Raw genomic sequence first — 17428 nt, forward strand, 5'->3', positions numbered from 1 at the left:
AAATAAAATGAAAATACTCGTTGTTGATGATGAAACAGATGTAAGGTTCTTGTTTGAACAGCGTTTTAGAAAAGAAATCCGCAACCATGAATTGGATTTTGACTTTGCCTATTCAGGAGAAGATGCGCTCAAATACCTGAACCTGCATGCAAGGGAAGCCGTACTCATATTGTCTGACATCAATATGCCGGGTATGAGCGGCCTGGAATTATTAAAACAAATAAAATTAAAATATGAAAAGCCACCGCCCATTGTTATGATGATAACTGCTTATGGTGATGATGAAAATTACAAGCAGGCTATTCAATTTGGCGCAGATGATTTTTTAACCAAACCAATTGATTTTACCTTACTTTTAAGTAAACTTAAAAATGTGAAAATATGACCAAGATTTTGGTTGCAGATGATGAGGCCGATTTGGAAATGCTCATTAGGCAAAAATTCCGGCAACAAATTCGGGACCAGCAATATGAATTTATGTTTGCCGCCAATGGAAATGAAGCTTTAAAAAAAGTTCAGGAACATCCCGATGTAGAAATTATCCTTAGTGATATTAATATGCCTGAAATGGATGGGCTTACCTTATTAAGTAAGCTTAACGAAATTAATCCATTGATAAAAGCCGTAATGGTTTCTGCTTATGGTGATATGGAAAATATCAGGGTTGCAATGAATCGAGGCGCTTTTGACTTTGTTACCAAGCCGGTTAATTTTACCGACCTGGAGATTACCATGAAAAAAACAATTGATTTTGTAAGGCAAACTAAAATTACCCTTAACGCAATACGGGAAAATAACATACTTAAGATGTATGTTGATGAGAACGTACTCAAGTTTATGGTGAGCCATGAATATGAACAATCGCTTACCGCCAACGAAACTATTGAAGCTTCAGTTGCGTTTATTGACATTTGCAGCTTTACGTCTATAAGTGAAAAGGAACACCCTGATGCCGTTGTGAAGCTTTTAAACCGGCTTTTTGACCTTATGGTTACCGAGATTATAGCGCAAAATGGAATTGTTGATAAATTTATTGGTGATTGTGTGATGGCTGTTTTTAAAGGACCTTTTCACCTCGATAGGGCAATTGATGCCTGCCTTGCCATTAGGAATAAAATTAACGCATTGCCTGTGGAACTCAACTTTACTCCCAAGATTTCCATTGGTATCAATAGCGGCGAAATGATATCTGGCAATATTGGCTCTGCAGCATTAAAAAGGCTTGACTATACTGTAATTGGAGACGTAGTAAATATTGCCAGCCGTTTACAGTCTGTTGCCGGTAATAATAAAATTGTAATTACCGACAATTGTTTTGAAATAGTAAAACAGTCATTTGAATGTAAAAAAGTAGGCACGGTTTTTTTAAAAAATAAAGCAAGGGAAGTGGTCATTTATGAAGTACTTAATTAAACAGGTTGTACCGGGTAATCGTTTCATTTTTTATAGAATATTGCATTCATGAAGAAAAAAGCATTTAATGATCCCATAAATTGGGTACATATTTTTTCCATTAGAAACCTGTTGCAAATGTTTGCAGGCGTGGGATTGGCCGTACTGGCCATGCGTGGCTTTATGATCCCCAATCGTTTTTTAGATGGCGGAGTAACCGGTATTTCCATATTGCTCCACGAAATTTATCATTGGGATATTAGTTTCCTTACTTTGTTCCTTAATCTTCCCCTGGTTTACCTTGGCTTTCGCCGCATAGGTAAAACATTTGCAGTGCAAACCATCTTTGCTATAATTTTAATGGCTATAGGCCTTTACTTTATAGAGATAAATGCCATTACAAAAGATAAATTGCTCATAGCTATTTTTGGCGGCTTAACAATGGGCGCAGGTGTAGGTCTGGTACTTCGTTGCGGAGGCGTAATAGATGGGGCAGAGGTAATTGCCGTTTTTACCAAGCGCAAAACTGGCTTCTCCAGCAACGAAATTATTATGCTTTTTAATGCCATTATTTTTACTATTGCTGCCACACAATTTGGCCTGGAAACGGCAATGTATTCTCTCATAACTTTTTTTACTGCAACACGGGCAGCTGATTATGTGGTAGATGGTATAGAGCAATACACCACAATGAACATAATTTCTTCTCATGAGGAAGATATTAAAAACCTGCTGGTAAATGGTTTTGGAAAAGGAATAACCGTATATAAAGGAGAAAGAGGTTACCTGCCCGGCAGCTTTGATGTGAAAACCAACTGCGACATTATTGTAACAGTAGTTACCCGGTTGGAAATACATCAAATCCAGGTGGCTATCAAAGAAATTGACCCTAAAGCTTTTGTTTATATCCAAAATATAAAAGAAGCCACAGGAGGTATTTTAAAATTGAAAAAGCATAACCATTAATATTTTGGTAAATGTTGAAGCCTGATTCTATACCTGATTTTATTTCTGCAGAAAAGTATGTACTGGGGCGCCTGGAAGAAAATTTATCGCCTCTGCTTTTTTATCATGATATTGGGCATACCCGTAATGTGTTGGAAGCGGCAATGTTTATAGCTGCAAATGAAAATATTTCCGATGAAGAAAAATCCCTGCTTCGAATAGCAGTAGCCTTACATGATTCAGGTTTTTTATTTTCTTATAATAACCATGAAGAAAAAGGTTGTGATTTTGCAAAAGAAATCTTACCTGAATATAATTTTAGCAAAGACCAGGTTGAAAAGATATGCCATTTAATAATGGCAACTAAATCACCACAAAACCCCCAAACACACCTGGAACGCATTATTTGCGATGCCGACCTGGATTATTTAGGAAGAGCCGGAGTAGAAATAACCGCAAATAAATTATTTGAAGAGCTAAAGCAATGCTCTATGATAACAACTGAAGAAGAATGGGTTAAAAAGCAAATTGATTTTTTGGCTTCTCATAAGTACTTCACTTCCTTTTCATTGAACAACAGGGAGCAAAATAAGCAGGCGTATATTGCGAAACTGAGAGAAATGCAGGGTTAAATATTTTTTGCTACTTTGTATTGCTTTATTTTATACAGTTATAAATTATAATGTTACGACATACCTCATTCATTTGAGCATCCGCTTTAATAAACCGGCACATTCGTAAAAGTACATTTTATTTCTCCCGAAAAACCGTCTGTAAATGTTTCCTGCATGGCATCACCTTTTGTAACAGCTTTAAGACCTTGTATCATTGTGCCCATTACAAAATAGCCGCTGGCTTTGCCGCCTTCTACTTTTTCAATTACCAATTTACAATTGGGCGATGATGCAGGCAGGTGCCGCATCAACGATTCATCCACATAAGAAGCCATAGTGCCGTTGGCTATTATCGGAGAGAATTTATAGATGTATTTTTTTGGTTACTGTTTTTTCCGGATTTTTAGGCGCTTCAATTTCCAGCACAGCGCCATCTTCCATAATAACGGCTTCCGAACCATCATCGTAGGTGTTATACACAATGTTGCCCTCTTCTTTGGTTTTAGTTACATTCTTTGTGGGCGCTTCAATCTCCAATATAGACCCGTCTTCCATAAAAACGGCTACAGATCCATCATCATAAGTTACATAAACTACATTACCTTCTGTCTTGGTTTCCTTTATAGATTTAGTGGGTTCTTCAATGGTAAGTTCTCCTATACCCACTTCAAAAACAGGAGGCTTGTATTTGAATTTATTTATATTACAATCCGCACTCATCATTTTACTCAAAAGATTTTTTAAAATTTTACTTCGGCGCAAATCGGGTAAGGGTGTTAATTCATCCGCAGCAATTTTAGGCAGTGGAACTAAATCATCGGTATTGTTTATTTTGGTTAACGGAGCCAATTCATCATCGTTGTCATTAATCATTCCCGTGTTTATTTGGCCTTGTGCCGATTGTACAAATGGCGGCACACCCAGCTGTGCAATTGAATTTCGGCCGCCGCCCAATGCCTGCGTATGGTTGGGAATTGGGTTAGAAGGATTATTTTTTATTCCCAAACTGTTGGCATCAAAATGATTAACAGCGCTACTGAGTTGCTGCCAATCATTTCCAAGCGGAACTTTTACAAGGGTAGGGCAACTAAAGTTTGGGATTTCCGGTACAGAAATAAAATTACTGCCATCACCGTTTTGTTCAATGCATGATTTTGCAATGGCTTCCTGGTCGTTCACTGCACTTTCATAATAATTTTCCAAACCCTCAGTCCATGCAATACACATCGTCATCACGGTGTTTTTGGGGTTGCCGGTTATGTACCATATCCAGGTACAAAATGCATTAAGCCAGGTACGGAATATTTCAATTTTGTCTGAATGGTATTTTCTGATTAACGGATTGGCGTAGGCGAGAAACTCATTGTTCTTCCTGTCAAAATCCGGGTATTTGTCGTCCTTCCCACTCTTTTGTAAATATCATCGGCCATATATTTTGCTTTTGGCAACACAGCCGATAAGGTGGTGTTGCCAACAGTGCTGATATAATTCTTCATATTGGCATTAGATGGCATGGCTGCGATAGTCGCTATTGCTTTTGTGTTTTTTTCAGGAACAATACCGTTGGAAACCGTACCCTTTTTTGAGTTTGCAGTATTACTGCTCAGCTTATTGTTAGCATCATTTATTTTTTGTTGCATGCCCACGCTGCCGGTCATGCTGTCGTACATCCTCCTGGCATCGGGACTCATTTTAGAAAGCTGCTCATTCAATTTTTTCTGAGCTTCTGCATACCTTTTTTTATCGGATTTCATTTGCTCCTTGGATGGCTTTTGGGCAAGAGCAGATATGGTGAGTAAAATAAATAGAGAGCAGAAAGATAATAGTCTCATTCCTTATAATTTTTTTTAAAAGTAGAGGGAAGCTGAAGTCCGGGCAATCATTATAAAAGATGATTTTTATGATTGAGATAAAAAATAAATAACGGTAAATGGTTGAAACCATTTTAAGTGGATTGATTTTCCAACATAGCCCACGGTTTAAACCGTGAGCTATGCATTTATTCCAACAATTTCTGCAACCTGTCAAAATCAAAATTCTTTGTGAAGTTGTTCAGCATCCTTAGTGATGAAGGAATGGTAACATACCGGAACACGATTGTTATCAACTGCGGACTGGCCGGACCTTTGGGGGATGTTTTAAAATATTCAGGACTGTATTTGTATAAGCCACACATATTTTTTTCACTATCATAAAATTTCCAGAAGCGATTGTAATTTGTTTGTTCCCGAAGTTTTGCATTATATGTTTGGCTGTTGTCTGCTCCAGGATTTATCACCGCCTGCGCCGACAACCATTCTTCATTATGTTCGCTCATTGCTTTTTTTACAACAGCTATTTTGTCGGCTACATCTTTCTCCCAATTAGCATAATACTTTAGGCTGCCAGATTTTTCTTCTTTCAATTGTGCAACCAGTTTTGTAAAATGAATTTTTTCTCTTTCGTAATATTCCAGCAGGCTTTGCAAATATTCTTTGCGGCTTACGGGAATTAAAACAGGGATATCTTTTTTCTTAATAAACCAATAACGATACGCAAAGTTATTACGGTTGTTCGGTTTGATGTCTTTTTCCGCTACATTCTGAAAATAGTTTTTTCCGGTATTGATGGCATCTAATAGCTGTTTATTATTGCAGCTAATGTATGTAAACAGGTTTATCAATTGAGCATTTACATCAGCAGGTTTATGATTTTTCCAATCTGCGTATTGCATTCCAAAATCATAAGTAGGGAAGCTGCTGCCAAAGGGGGCAGATAAAAATTTATCTAATGTTGTTAGTTGTAATTTATTTACATACATCCGCAAAACAGAACTGAATTCACTATTGCGTGTCAATTTTCCTTTAGCACAAAAGTATTCGTACAACGCTGCCTGAAATGTGTATTGGCCCAATTTGACCTTGCCAAAATATTGATAGCCATCGGAAGTATAAACATTTTCCCAATTACCCCCTGTAAGATTAAACCCTGCATGGCTTTGTGCTTCTGTTTTTTCCAAATCACCCAATATTTTTTTTGCCATTGCTTTATCTGTAGCAGTGGTCATCTTACTAAAATATTCTGTTCTGGCAGCAGGCCAGGGATACTGGGCTGCAGTGAGGTATTTGCCGGGTGAGGCATCTAACTCTGCAGAGGTTTTGCAGTCTTGCGCTTTTAGCTGCTGCGAAAAAATAGAAATAGTTACTATTGAAATTATCAGAATTCTTTTTTTCATTGTTTACTATTTTAATTTGGTGTTTTTACAAATATGTTGGTGGATGTATTTCCTGAAATCAAACTCATTCTTCCATTTACTCCTATCTCCACACCTTTGTCACTCAACTGGGCATCGCCCATGCCGGGCTGGCTTTTATCACCGCCATTGGCTTCTGAAATATGTTGGTCAAAAGTTTCTATAATATTTGACTTCACACTAACAGACGCTTCGCCGGTAGCATACACATCGCTGATTCCTTTGTTGGTAAATTCTACCCCCATCCCCGCTTTCACATTTGCACCTATCTGCAGCGGACCTTTTTTTACAGAAACAGATTTGTCAATAACTGTAGCTTCCAAATTACCTTTTACAAATTCATCTTTACCATTATTTCCGGCTTTGAAATTGAAATTACCGCTCAATTTTCCTGCATCAAATTCCACCCGCATTTTACCGCATTCCACAATTTGTTTGTACACGCCAAAGTCAAGTACTGATGTGTAGTTACAATGCATCTCATCAAAATCAGCCAGCTTGTAACGGGATGGTTTTTGTTCGGGTGTTTCACACTTGCCATATTTATTAGTGGCCAGATATCTTGTATTACCCAGCGCTGCCAGCCATTCTTTTTTTGCAGCAATTTTTGTTGCTTCAAAGGTGGGTGCATCCTGCGTAAATTGTTTCCAATATAATTCTTCATTAATTTTTAAATACAACTGGTGTAAATAATTTTTGTAGGCTTCTTCCAATGGTTTATTGTAATTGGCATACACCCACTCGCTGTATTTTTTTTGTACCACACAATTATCAAAACCAATATTCTCTCCCTTTTTTGCAAGCTCAGTTTCACTTTCAGCTTTAATGCTATTTTGCTTCTCTATGGTTTTTCTTTGCGCTTCATCCTTTGCCGTAAAATCTTTTTTCAAATCGTCAATTTGTTTTTTCGCAGCGTTTAAACGATAGCCAACTCCACCATCTTTATTCATTGCTTCAAGGTTTTTTTGTGCATTTACTTCATATAAATTAGACTTTTTTACAGGGCTGGCTTTCATTTTCAAAATGTCATCTACACTCTTATTGTTGAATTTTTTATAGTTCTGCTGTGCCTCTTGATTATTGGCTTGTTGATATGGAAGCAATTCTTTTGCCAACGACATGGATTTTTCATTCACCTGTTTTTGAAAGGCATCCCAATCGACACTCAATTTTAATTCCTGTTCATAAGAAGCAGGCGCATCGGGACGAACAAATTTTCTCAATCCCAATGGATCCGGATCGGGACGAAATGGAATGCGCATATCACTGCCTTTTACAGAATAACCCAGCTTGCGCAACTTGTTCACTTTATCCAATGAATAATTGTATGCCAATGAACTTTTCATTTTCTCAATAGCCCCTGTTTTATTGCCTCTACTTTCCTGTATCAGGCATTGTGTATAGTTTGCCTGCGGATGATAGGCAAAAGCTTTTACTACTTTATCCAGGTTTGCATTTGCCTTATCTACTTCACCCAAATAAAACCATGCCTGCCCCAGGTTGTTCAAAATGGTTGTATTGTCCGGGTATTCTTTGTTGAGGTATTCCAACAACGGAATGGCTTTGTGTGGCGCTCCACCCATGCTCATCATAGCGGCAAAATTGCTGAGCAAGTCAGCATCTGACGGGTCATCTGCACAGGCTCTGCCCATCAGATATACGGCAATATCCGGGTTGCCAATGGACCAGTAACCAATGGCAGCATTACCAATAGAAGCAGCATCAAACTTATTTTGCTTAAAGCCCGAATACACCTGCTGTCCGAATATTCTCACATCATTGGCTACCCCTTTTTCAATATATTCATTCAGGGTTTTAATATATGCCGGAACAGTAGCGGCAGTAAGCGTTATCTTAGGAATGGCGCCAATCAGGGTTGCATTTCTTTTAGGTACTTCATCACCACCTACAGCCAGGCCAATTTGTGCATCCGTAACTCCGGCGGGCATTGAAGGTACATTGGTTGACATACCCATTTGCTCCATCATTTTTTTTTGTTCGGGGGTGAGTTTGTCGAATTGTTGCTGTGCCTGTTTTATTTTATCCTGTACTTCTTTGTTTGAAGTAGGATTTTTCGATTGTGCGGCAATATTTCCTGCAAACAGCAAAGCAATCAATAAAACAGAATTGTATTTTATCATTGAAATGTTTTTAGAATCTGCTAATGAATTTTAGTAAAAATATGAGCTAAACAGAGATGGTTCCCTCATTAAAAAAGATGATTTTATCAATTCTTAAATCCAGGCGGGTTATCAATTAATGAACCCAGTTCTCCACGGTTTTTGTAGCGAAATTCATAAGTGTCATTAGGCGCATTGAATTTTCCACCATCCCGTTGAGTAGGTTTACCAGGTTTCAGTTTTATACTATGGCCATACGCAGGATCATCTATTATTTCAAAACTATAGGTCACTTTTTCCAATTTGTATTCGGATGATTTCAATAGCTTTCCCCATTCTTTTGTACTGGAAGTTTTACTCCAGAATTGGCCTTTCCCGTTTTTTGGTGATAGGGTTATCTGATTTCCATTTACTGTATAGGTTCCGTTTTCATAAATAAATAATATATCCTTTGATTTAGTCAACCATTGTTTGTTGCGAAATATATAAGTACCATCCGGGTTAAATGAATATTCTTTTCTCAAGTAACCGCCCGTGTATTGTGGCTGCCCGTTACTGTAATAGCCTGTTGTTTCTAATATATAAACGCACCACAAACCCACAACAGCAGCAGTATTGGATTGACCTGCTGAGGATGAATTAATATTTACTTTATACTGCGAAGCTTTTGAAAGTTCCAATGAGTTGATTAAAGCAAGCAGGTCATTTTGATATTGCTTTGCATTGGTCATCAAAACTACGCTTACCATTTGACCGCCGCCGGTAGCAGTAAGCAAAGTAGCCATGCCTGTGTTTCCGCCATCAGTGTAATTAGCGCATCCTGAAATAATATCCCATCCATTCTCTATTGTTGGTTCCTGCATCTCCGGTTCACCATTTACCTGCACCGTAGATTTTACCAACTTATCCCAATCGGTTATAAAATTTTCATTGGCAGTTGCGGTTGAAGCCCTTGCTTTGGTGATAACAGCAAGAGCATATCCGCCGGTTTTTTTATCGGTGATGGATAATTGCAGGCCGCCTTCATTTTGCTGTTGCTGCCAGCCTTTGGGGGTAGAATATGAAACAACATCAAAGGATTGTTTTTGGGAAAATGCGGAAGTGCTAAGGATAACAGTAGCTATAACAAGGCAAAATATTTTCATTTTCAAAAGTTTAATGTAAAAATAGCGCCGGGTTATTCGCCGTGCAATCATTAAAAAAGATGATTTTTATCCCCGGGCAGAAAAAATCATTAAAAAAGATGATATAACACTGCTTCTTATTATAGTTCTTTGTAACTACAGAAAAATGTATTTTAGAGAATGAGAAAATATTTGGCACTACTATTTTTTGTGGTAAGCTATTTTTACAGCAGTGCCCAGGGCGACCGGGTAATTGATAGCATGTTGCAGGTATTAAAAACTACAAAAGAGGATACAAATAAGGTAATCCTTTTGCTCAATATTGGGGAACAATATGAACGAGTTGCACCTGAAACATCCAAGCAATACTATCATCAATCTTTGCAACTCAGCCAGAAAATTGGCTATAAACCCGGCGAGATAAAATTTGCCTCTTATTATACCGCTGTGCTTAATATGCAGGGCAGGTTTGATTCATCGCTCCTTTTAAACAAAAAGGCATTGGTGCTGGCAAAACAAATGAAAGAAGAACTATCCATTGCAAAGACCACTATCAATACAGCCAATTCTTTTCACATGATTTCAAAAGAGGATTCGGCTATTTATTATTACATGCAGGCTTTACCCATTTTGGATAAACTGGGAAACAAGCGAATGCTGGGTATTGCATACAGCAATCTTCAAAATATTTATACTGAATTAACCCAGTATCAAAAGGCAATTGAATATGGTAAGAAGGGGCTTGAAATTTTTGATAATGAGGTGGAGGACCCTTTAAATCAATCTTATTGTTTAACTAACCTTGGAATTGTTTATTCATCTCTAAAAAGGCTGGATAGTGCAGAAATTTATTTTACAGAAGCATTGCAAATAAGCCGTCATATCAGCGACCAGTACGCAGAGTCCGCCATTTTGCTTGACCTGGGTGATATTCACTATAAATTAGGCAGGTTAGAAGAAGCCAGGAAAACATTTGACAAAGCCTATTTAATCGCAAAAGAAATGGATTTGGCGGAGACACAGGCTATTGCTTTAAAGGGGATAGCAATGTACAATTTGGAAAAAAAGAATTTTCCTCTGGCTAGGATGTATGCAGACTCGGCGCTTATTATTGCTTTAAAAAACGATAGCCGGAAGCAAACATTGAAATTATACAACCTGTTGGCAGATATTTCATACGCCAGTCAGGATTTCAGAGCAGCACATCAATTTGAAGAAAAGGAAGATGCACTACGGGACAGCATTAACGCTGATAATTTACTGGAGTTGTCCACCGAATTTGAGACAAAATATGAAACGGAAAAAAAAGAAATTAAAATTTTACTTCAACAAAATCAACTCAAACAAAAGTCAACCTTTATTTATTTTCTGTCAGCCGGAGTAATAGCCATGTTAATTATTTCCCTGCTCATCTATCGCAATTATAGAAACAGACAAAAATTGCAACAGGCAAAAATTGAGGAATTAGAAACGGAAAAACAACTTACCGCCACTGAAGCCGTATTGAAAGGCGAAGAGCAGGAACGAACCAGGCTAGCCAAAGACCTGCATGATGGGCTGGGCGGTATGTTAAGCGGAATAAAATTTTCACTAAGCAATATGAAAGAGAATTTAATCATGACACCTGGCAATGCCCAGGCATTTGAACGCAGCATTGATATGCTGGATAGTTCCATCAGGGAAATGCGCCGTGTGGCACACAGTATGATGCCGGAGGTTTTGATGAAATACGGATTGGATACAGCTGTGAAAGAATATTGTAATGAGATTGGCCGCAGCGGCGTTCTTCGTATAAATTATCAATCTGTAGGCATGACAGGTGTAAATCCAGAACAAATTACTGCTGTTACAGTTTACCGGATTGTACAGGAATTGGTAAATAATTCCATTAAACATGCCGCTGCAAAAAATGTATTGGTGCAATTGCATTTCTCACCAAAAGAAAAGCAGTTGGCAATAACAGTTGAAGATGATGGAAAAGGTTTTGACACTACTTTACTAAAACAATCAACGGGGATAGGGTGGAGCAATATTCAAAACCGGGTTGAATTTCTGAAAGGAAAATTAGATGTAAATTCATCTATAGGCAAAGGCACATCAGTATTAATAGAAATAAATGTTTTATGAAGGCAAGCATATTTATAGTAGATGATCATTACATGGTAATTGAAGGTATCCGTTCTTTATTGCAAAATGAAAAAGATATTGAATGGATGGGGCATGCCACCAATGCTGCGTCTTGTTTAGCTTTTTTAAAAATGCACACTCCAGATGTAATATTGATGGATGTGAACCTGCCCGACATGAGTGGGATTGATTTGTGCAAACAGGTTTGTGGGTTACTGCCTTCCGTTCATATCTTAGGATTAAGCACATTTAACCAACAACCTATTATTAGAAACATGATAGATAGTGGCGCTGCAGGTTATGTTTTAAAAAATGCTACCAGGGAAGAACTCCTGGAAGGTATAACCACAGTGATGAAAGGCAAAAGCTATCTCAGCATGGAAGCAGCGCTGGCATTAAGAGAAACGCAAAATGCAATGCCTTTAATTTCCAGAAGAGAAAGAGAAGTATTAACCCTTGTAGCCGATGGTTTTACCAATGCTGAAATTGCTGAGAAACTTTTTATAAGTGTTCCTACAGTCAATACTCACCGTAAAAGCCTGCTGGCAAAATTTAATGTGAGTAATACGGCAGGGTTAATTAAACTGGCGGTGAAAAATAACCTTGTGTAATATTTTTCAATCTGAGGATTTACCCTTTTAATCCCTTTTACACCTGTGTAAACCGGGAATATTTTAAATGACTTTTACGCAATCATTTTTTCCGATGGAAACAATTGAGTAGAATATCAGGTATTTTTAATTCGCTTTGTTTTTATTGCGGTATCTGCTTAGCCTTACATTCAATTGTTCTTCGTTTGCCGCCTTGTAAGGAATGCCTTTTATTTTATCCGGGTTAAAAAAGTAATCGTAGATATAATCATAATTGATGTTCTCTGTGATAGCTGTGTACATTTCATGCAATTGGTTGCCATCCTGCTTTGTTTTAAAGGGTACTGAAATAGTCACCCATTGAGGTTCTGCTGCTTTTAGCTTTTGCTGTACATCAGCCGTTAGTTTATATAAAGGGTAATATTGTTTTTGTGTTTTATTGTATGGCGAAATTTCAAAAGGGTCAAACCCATCGAGGCTGTACATAGAAGGCTGCATTTCTTTTAATATTGTAGCTTCTGTTAATGTTGCCTTATGTTTTTCTTTTATTTGTGCAATATGTTTCCGGATGCGGGCAATGGCTTTTTTGTCATACTCACTGGCCTTAACAAATTGTGTTGACAGTGCTTCATCAGCCAATTGTAAGTATTCTCCTTTTGTAACCGGGGTAATGGGAAGTTTATTATCCGGTGCCAAAATAATATTCTGCATTTCGTTTCGTATGGTAATGTATTTTGCGGCATCAGGTTGTATGCCTTCGATACGTTTGTCTTTATAATATTCGTTTTCATATCCATCGGGTTGCCAGGTAAAAAGATAAAGCCCCGGTTTATTAATAAAACTAACAGGGTATGCGCCAAAAAGTTTATTGACCGATATATAGAATTTCGTATTCTCTTCCGGTATGGGTTTAAAGTTTCCTTTTGCATCTGTCCATTCTTTTTCATGGCTTACATTCCATACCATAAACTTTACACCATACCCGCCATTTTGTAAATAACGTGTAACAGTACCCAGGCCGCCAACGGGTGTATAACTTTTTTTCATCCACTCTATCATATTTTTAAGGTGGACTTCTTTCTTTTTTCCAACAGGGTCTGTTTGCGGTTTCCAGTTGCGATCCCAGTAGTTATCGTTCCACCAACCAATTACGCTGTCCTGTATGCGCTGTTCTGCAGTAAGCTGGCTAAAGGCCGGAACAGTAAGGAGACTGAAGATAATTAAGACAATATTTTTTTTCATAAGCATTTATTTTTTAGCGTCATACTTAAAAATTGGGTCAGGGTCATTACCACTTCCATCCATTTGAAATACTGTAACGTTACTTAAGCCAATTTGAGCAGCATAGCCGGCTTCGTATTGTTTGGTTATCAGGTTCAGCTCCGATTTTATTTCTCCACGAACACCCATATCAGTAGGGCCATCATCATTGCAACTGACATAAAACTGTGCTTTCGCACCCGAACTTATTGGACCAACATGTTCTTCAACACCAGGCCCAAAAGCGATTGTAAAATCATGCTTTGCATTATTTTTTACAATTAGGTTGATTACAATTCCTTCGCCTCCTTCAATCTCCCAACCATCGCAGGTAAACTTAAAACTTGCAACTACTGCCGGTATTTTCACTGAATAATTGCATTTGCCATTCACACCTATTATATCTTCCGGGTTGGGTGGGTGATTTAGCACTTCGTTACATGCTGTGGCGATATTAATTGGCAGCGGATACATTTGTTGCACATTACTCAATGCTATCTGGCTGGATAAAACATAAGTACCCATGCTAAAATACTGGTGCCTGAACTCATTTGGCTCCAGTAAAAAATTAAGCCAGTGTAATTGTTGATTGATATTGCTAATGAGTTTTTGGTGCATTATATATTCTGCTTCTTTTGCTGGGGTAAATGTAGCCCTCAGGTAACCGTCCAGGTATCTTTCTTTCATTTTGCACTGTTCGTACATGGAATTAAACGACCCGGTTTTATATTCCTCTTCAATACCCTCTTCCATCTTTTTATATTCCTGTGTAATTTTTTTGTTTACCTGTTGAAGTTTCATTGCGTTTTCCCGGATGTAATGTTGCAAATCCAATGTGAGCAGGCGGTTCATAAACCAGGCCTTTCTTTTCATAGGAAGAGCAATAATGCCCGTGACCTTGCTTTGTTCCCAGGCCTGGTTGCCTGTTTTAAATAAAGTATCTGTAGCATCGCTTTTTGCTTGCCATCCGGAGAGAATCGTTTCTAAATGCTGTGCTTTTTCATACTTTTTTATGAGTGACACCCTTTCAATTACTGGCGGCAGCGGTGAATAATCCTTCGGCTTAAAATATTCTTCCACCGGTTTTATCATTTTATCTGTTTTCAATTTTATGTTATGGTTGGTAACGGCATCTTCCAGCATATTTGAATAGCCATCCCTGAATGCTTTTTGAATATGCTGGGTTGCTTCGGCTTCTTTTTTTTGTGCTATCAATAAAAGCGCCGTACCGCAGTGTGCCTCGGCTATATTGTCGTTAAGTCTTATAGCTGCCATAAAATATTTAAAGGCTTTCGCAGTATCGCCCAATGTAAAATAACATTGCCCGGCATTGTTGTATATAACTGCATCCGGGTTTTTTGCCAGGTGAAATTCCAGTATAGGCAAGGCAAATTGCGCATAACCGGCTTGATGAAGGATAAATGCAAGGTTGTTTTGTGAAAGCAGGATGTTTTCATTTTTTTGTGCGCAAATAATTGCGGCATATATGGCAGCTTCAATTTGCCCCTGCATAAATAAGGTAACCGGTATATTATTCAACCCCGTTTTTTTCTCTTTGTATTTTTCAATTAGTTGTTTTACGGCATTTATTGTTTCGGCTCTTATTTTCAGGCTGGCCTGCTGGTTCAGTTTTCCAAGAAAACTTTTGTATTGTTCTGCAGTAGTAAGTTTTGGTATTTTGGCGAGTAATTCTTTTTTGAGTGCAGGTATCATTCCATTGCCGCCAGTGCCATTATTTTTTTGCAGTTGCTGTTTCATCATTTGCTCTGCCAGCGCCTTTTGTTCAGGCGGTAATTTCTCCAATTCATCCTGCATCATTTTATTTATTTCTGCTTGCGATGGAACTTTTTGCTGCCCGGTTTTTTTTCCTGGCTGGCCAATTGAAATAACGGAAACTGAAATAAATAAAACTAAACTCAAATATCTTTTCATAAACTTATTTTGAGCATGTAAATGTGTATTGTTTTTGCGGCTCTGCTTATCCCTTTAAAACAGGATATTTTATCCTATTGCACAATAATTGGTTTTGAAAATTTCTCACTTGCTGAACTAAATACCAGGTTATATTTTCCCTTAGCAAATGAAGTTGTGTTCATTCCAAATGTTAATTGGTTGGCAACATTACTTTCCAACATCAACTGGCCTGCATGATTGAATAATTGAACGGTTCCTGTAAAAGAACGTCCACCAAAATTGATGTTGATAATATCTGTGGCAGGATTTGGATAAACAGTAATGCTATTATTGGAAAGGTTTCGATTGATGAAAAGAATTTTAGAATACTCCCGGCTGCCATCCAAATCTGTTTGTTGTAAACGATAGTACGATTTGCCTTTCAGTGGCTCATAATCATTCCAGCTATACCTGGTTATTGATGAAGAAGCCGGGTTTGCCGCTACATAGCCAATGTTTACCCAGTTTATACCATCATTACTTCTCTCAATAACAAACCCTGCATTATTTATTTCATCGGATGTTTTCCAATATAATTTTACATGGTCTGCGGCTTCGGTAATACTGAAATCAATTAACCGAACCGGTAGTGTTCCATTGCTTAATAAACGGGAGCTGTAAATATCATAATCATTTGTGGTTCGTAAATCACGCCATGCAATAATGGCATTATCGTTACCATCATTTATTATGGCTGCTGCTGCCTGGTCATTAGTGGCATTGGATACCGGAACACCATTAACAGCCCATTGTGCTGCGCCGGAGCTATTGAGTTTTTGGGCATAAATATCTCCCGGTGCATTTCGATAATCTGTCCAGCAAACTATTGCAGCGCCGGAGCTTGTTGTTATTATTTGCGCTTCGTTTTGATTGCTTCCATCGCTGCAAACGGCCACACCATTTGCAGCCCATTGCACAGCGCCAGAAGTATTGATACGTTGTGCATAAATATCCTGTCCCGCCCGCCGGTCTTCCCAGCAAATAATAGCGCCACCTGCGCCATCACTCAGCATTTGTTCGTTTATTTGTAAGCCGCTTGCATTGCAGATAAGCACACCATTGTTTGTCCACTGTACCACGCCATTAGTATTTATTTTTTGTGCATAGATATCATCGGAGCTGGAGGTTCTTTTATCCTGCCAGCAAATGATAGCGCCACCTGCCCCGTCGGCAACAATTTTTGAATTGTATTGTGCACCATTAGCTTCCACACAAATGCCTACTCCCAGGTACGACCATGTATAAAATCCATTGGAGCTTACTTTTTGAACATAAATATCTGTCTGTCCAAAATTTCTCCAATCTTCCCAGCTTACAAAAAAGCCGGCGCCGCCGTCTGACGTTAGTTGCGGAATATTTTGAAGACTTGAGGCATAATTAATTGGCGCCCCATTCGCTGTCCATTGCACTACGCCTGCTGCATTCACCAGTTGTCCATAAATATCAGCATTTGGGCCGCTTGTTCTGCCATCACTCCAAACAATAAATGCACCACCGTTGCCATCGGCCAGTAATTGATGTGCATTTTGATTTCCTGTAGCAATACAAATAGCAACACCATCAGTTGTCCATTGTACAACACCAGAAGAGTTGATGCGTTGAGCATAAATATCATAGTTGCCGGAACGGTTATCGTACCAGGCAATAATTGCTCCGTTTGCTCCATCGGAAACTAATCTTGGTGCAAACTGGTCCGATGCTGCATTACAGATTGGCACAGCATCAACATTCCAAAGCAGGTTGCCGCTGGCGCTGATATGTTGTGCATAGATATCTATTGCATTGGCAATATTTCTTCCGTCACGCCACACAACAATGGCGCCACCACTACCATCTGATACCATCTGCACATCCATTTGATGGCTTGTGTAGTTGCAAATTGCATTGTTCAATGAAGGATTGGGGCTCCACTGCGCCAATGCACAATAACAATTTAACAGGGATATAAGTATGAATAATTTTCGCATAAAAAATATTTTGCAACAAATCTATTTTCAACAACTCTGTTTTCATATCCTTTAAAAACAGGATATTTAGGGAAGCAATGAAAAAATCATGGAAAAAGGGGAAG

The 17428-nt window shown here is 38.3% G+C and carries 15 protein-coding genes; 6 read left to right on the forward strand and 9 right to left on the reverse strand.

The window, feature by feature from the left end; all coding sequences use genetic code 11:
- Positions 1–7: 7 nt before the first annotated feature.
- From IPO46_12350 to IPO46_12365, 4 genes are read left to right on the forward strand one after another with little or no spacing between them, the layout of a single operon-like run.
- Positions 8–385 (forward strand): response regulator, encoded by a 378-nt coding sequence (locus tag IPO46_12350; protein QQS62852.1) that lies wholly within the window; start codon positions 8–10, stop codon positions 383–385.
- Positions 382–1413, forward strand: coding sequence for a response regulator (locus IPO46_12355; protein QQS62853.1), 1032 nt, complete (start codon positions 382–384; stop codon positions 1411–1413). The genes IPO46_12350 and IPO46_12355 overlap by 4 nt, the downstream gene beginning before the upstream one ends.
- A gap of 48 nt (positions 1414–1461) precedes the next feature.
- On the forward strand, positions 1462–2358 hold the full coding sequence (locus IPO46_12360) for a YitT family protein (protein ID QQS62854.1): 897 nt from the start codon (positions 1462–1464) through the stop codon (positions 2356–2358).
- 11 nt (positions 2359–2369) lie between these two features.
- Positions 2370–2969, forward strand: a complete 600-nt coding sequence (locus tag IPO46_12365; GenBank protein ID QQS62855.1) for an HD domain-containing protein — start codon at positions 2370–2372, stop codon at positions 2967–2969.
- Between the two features lie 86 nt (positions 2970–3055).
- On the opposite strand, the gene IPO46_12370 is transcribed toward IPO46_12365, so the two are convergent.
- The 6 genes from IPO46_12370 to IPO46_12395 all read right to left on the reverse strand — a co-directional run bounded on the left by IPO46_12370 (position 3056) and on the right by IPO46_12395 (position 9448).
- On the reverse strand, positions 3056–3286 hold the full coding sequence (locus IPO46_12370; GenBank protein ID QQS62856.1) for a hypothetical protein: 231 nt from the start codon (positions 3284–3286) through the stop codon (positions 3056–3058).
- Between the two features lie 28 nt (positions 3287–3314).
- Positions 3315–4184, reverse strand: a complete 870-nt coding sequence (locus IPO46_12375; protein ID QQS62857.1) for a hypothetical protein — start codon at positions 4182–4184, stop codon at positions 3315–3317.
- A 101-nt stretch (positions 4185–4285) separates the two neighbouring features.
- Positions 4286–4783, reverse strand: a complete 498-nt coding sequence (locus IPO46_12380; protein QQS62858.1) for a hypothetical protein — start codon at positions 4781–4783, stop codon at positions 4286–4288.
- Positions 4784–4950: 167 nt separating this feature from the next.
- Entirely contained in the window at positions 4951–6165 is a 1215-nt protein-coding gene (locus tag IPO46_12385; protein QQS62859.1) for a hypothetical protein, read from the reverse strand.
- A gap of 11 nt (positions 6166–6176) precedes the next feature.
- Positions 6177–8324, reverse strand: a complete 2148-nt coding sequence (locus IPO46_12390) for a hypothetical protein (protein ID QQS62860.1) — start codon at positions 8322–8324, stop codon at positions 6177–6179.
- A gap of 86 nt (positions 8325–8410) precedes the next feature.
- The gene (locus tag IPO46_12395; GenBank protein ID QQS62861.1) at positions 8411–9448 is read right to left on the reverse strand and encodes a hypothetical protein; all 1038 of its coding nucleotides are present in this window, start codon (positions 9446–9448) and stop codon (positions 8411–8413) included.
- A 159-nt stretch (positions 9449–9607) separates the two neighbouring features.
- Here IPO46_12395 and IPO46_12400 point away from each other — a divergent pair, with 159 nt between their 5' ends.
- Complete coding sequence (locus IPO46_12400) at positions 9608–11554, forward strand: sensor histidine kinase (protein ID QQS62862.1); 1947 nt, start codon at positions 9608–9610, stop codon at positions 11552–11554.
- Positions 11551–12165, forward strand: coding sequence for a response regulator transcription factor (locus IPO46_12405; protein QQS62863.1), 615 nt, complete (start codon positions 11551–11553; stop codon positions 12163–12165). The genes IPO46_12400 and IPO46_12405 overlap by 4 nt, the downstream gene beginning before the upstream one ends.
- Positions 12166–12291: 126 nt before the next feature.
- Here IPO46_12405 and IPO46_12410 read toward each other — a convergent pair whose 3' ends face one another.
- The 3 genes from IPO46_12410 to IPO46_12420 form a co-directional block, all read right to left on the reverse strand.
- Positions 12292–13386: a hypothetical protein gene (locus IPO46_12410; GenBank protein ID QQS62864.1), complete on the reverse strand. Its 1095-nt coding sequence runs from the start codon at positions 13384–13386 to the stop codon at positions 12292–12294.
- Positions 13387–13392: 6 nt separating this feature from the next.
- On the reverse strand, positions 13393–15336 hold the full coding sequence (locus IPO46_12415; GenBank protein QQS62865.1) for a tetratricopeptide repeat protein: 1944 nt from the start codon (positions 15334–15336) through the stop codon (positions 13393–13395).
- A gap of 74 nt (positions 15337–15410) precedes the next feature.
- Positions 15411–17324 (reverse strand): T9SS type A sorting domain-containing protein, encoded by a 1914-nt coding sequence (locus IPO46_12420; GenBank protein ID QQS62866.1) that lies wholly within the window; start codon positions 17322–17324, stop codon positions 15411–15413.
- Between the last annotated feature and the right edge of the window lie 104 nt (positions 17325–17428).

The sequence above is a fragment of the Chitinophagaceae bacterium genome (assembly GCA_016699815.1).
GTDB lineage: Bacteria > Bacteroidota > Bacteroidia > Chitinophagales > Chitinophagaceae > Ferruginibacter.

Coding starts and splice junctions, on each gene's coding strand:
- IPO46_12395 (QQS62861.1), bottom strand. CDS start 9,448: ATGAAAATATTTTGCCTTGTTATAGCTACTGTTATCCTTAGCACTTCC.
- IPO46_12410 (QQS62864.1), bottom strand. CDS start 13,386: ATGAAAAAAAATATTGTCTTAATTATCTTCAGTCTCCTTACTGTTCCG.
- IPO46_12415 (QQS62865.1), bottom strand. CDS start 15,336: ATGAAAAGATATTTGAGTTTAGTTTTATTTATTTCAGTTTCCGTTATT.
- IPO46_12355 (QQS62853.1), top strand. CDS start 382: ATGACCAAGATTTTGGTTGCAGATGATGAGGCCGATTTGGAAATGCTC.
- IPO46_12370 (QQS62856.1), bottom strand. CDS start 3,286: ATGGCTTCTTATGTGGATGAATCGTTGATGCGGCACCTGCCTGCATCA.
- IPO46_12385 (QQS62859.1), bottom strand. CDS start 6,165: ATGAAAAAAAGAATTCTGATAATTTCAATAGTAACTATTTCTATTTTT.
- IPO46_12405 (QQS62863.1), top strand. CDS start 11,551: ATGAAGGCAAGCATATTTATAGTAGATGATCATTACATGGTAATTGAA.
- IPO46_12390 (QQS62860.1), bottom strand. CDS start 8,324: ATGATAAAATACAATTCTGTTTTATTGATTGCTTTGCTGTTTGCAGGA.
- IPO46_12380 (QQS62858.1), bottom strand. CDS start 4,783: ATGAGACTATTATCTTTCTGCTCTCTATTTATTTTACTCACCATATCT.
- IPO46_12360 (QQS62854.1), top strand. CDS start 1,462: ATGAAGAAAAAAGCATTTAATGATCCCATAAATTGGGTACATATTTTT.
- IPO46_12400 (QQS62862.1), top strand. CDS start 9,608: ATGAGAAAATATTTGGCACTACTATTTTTTGTGGTAAGCTATTTTTAC.
- IPO46_12420 (QQS62866.1), bottom strand. CDS start 17,324: ATGCGAAAATTATTCATACTTATATCCCTGTTAAATTGTTATTGTGCA.
- IPO46_12365 (QQS62855.1), top strand. CDS start 2,370: ATGTTGAAGCCTGATTCTATACCTGATTTTATTTCTGCAGAAAAGTAT.
- IPO46_12375 (QQS62857.1), bottom strand. CDS start 4,184: ATGACGATGTGTATTGCATGGACTGAGGGTTTGGAAAATTATTATGAA.
- IPO46_12350 (QQS62852.1), top strand. CDS start 8: ATGAAAATACTCGTTGTTGATGATGAAACAGATGTAAGGTTCTTGTTT.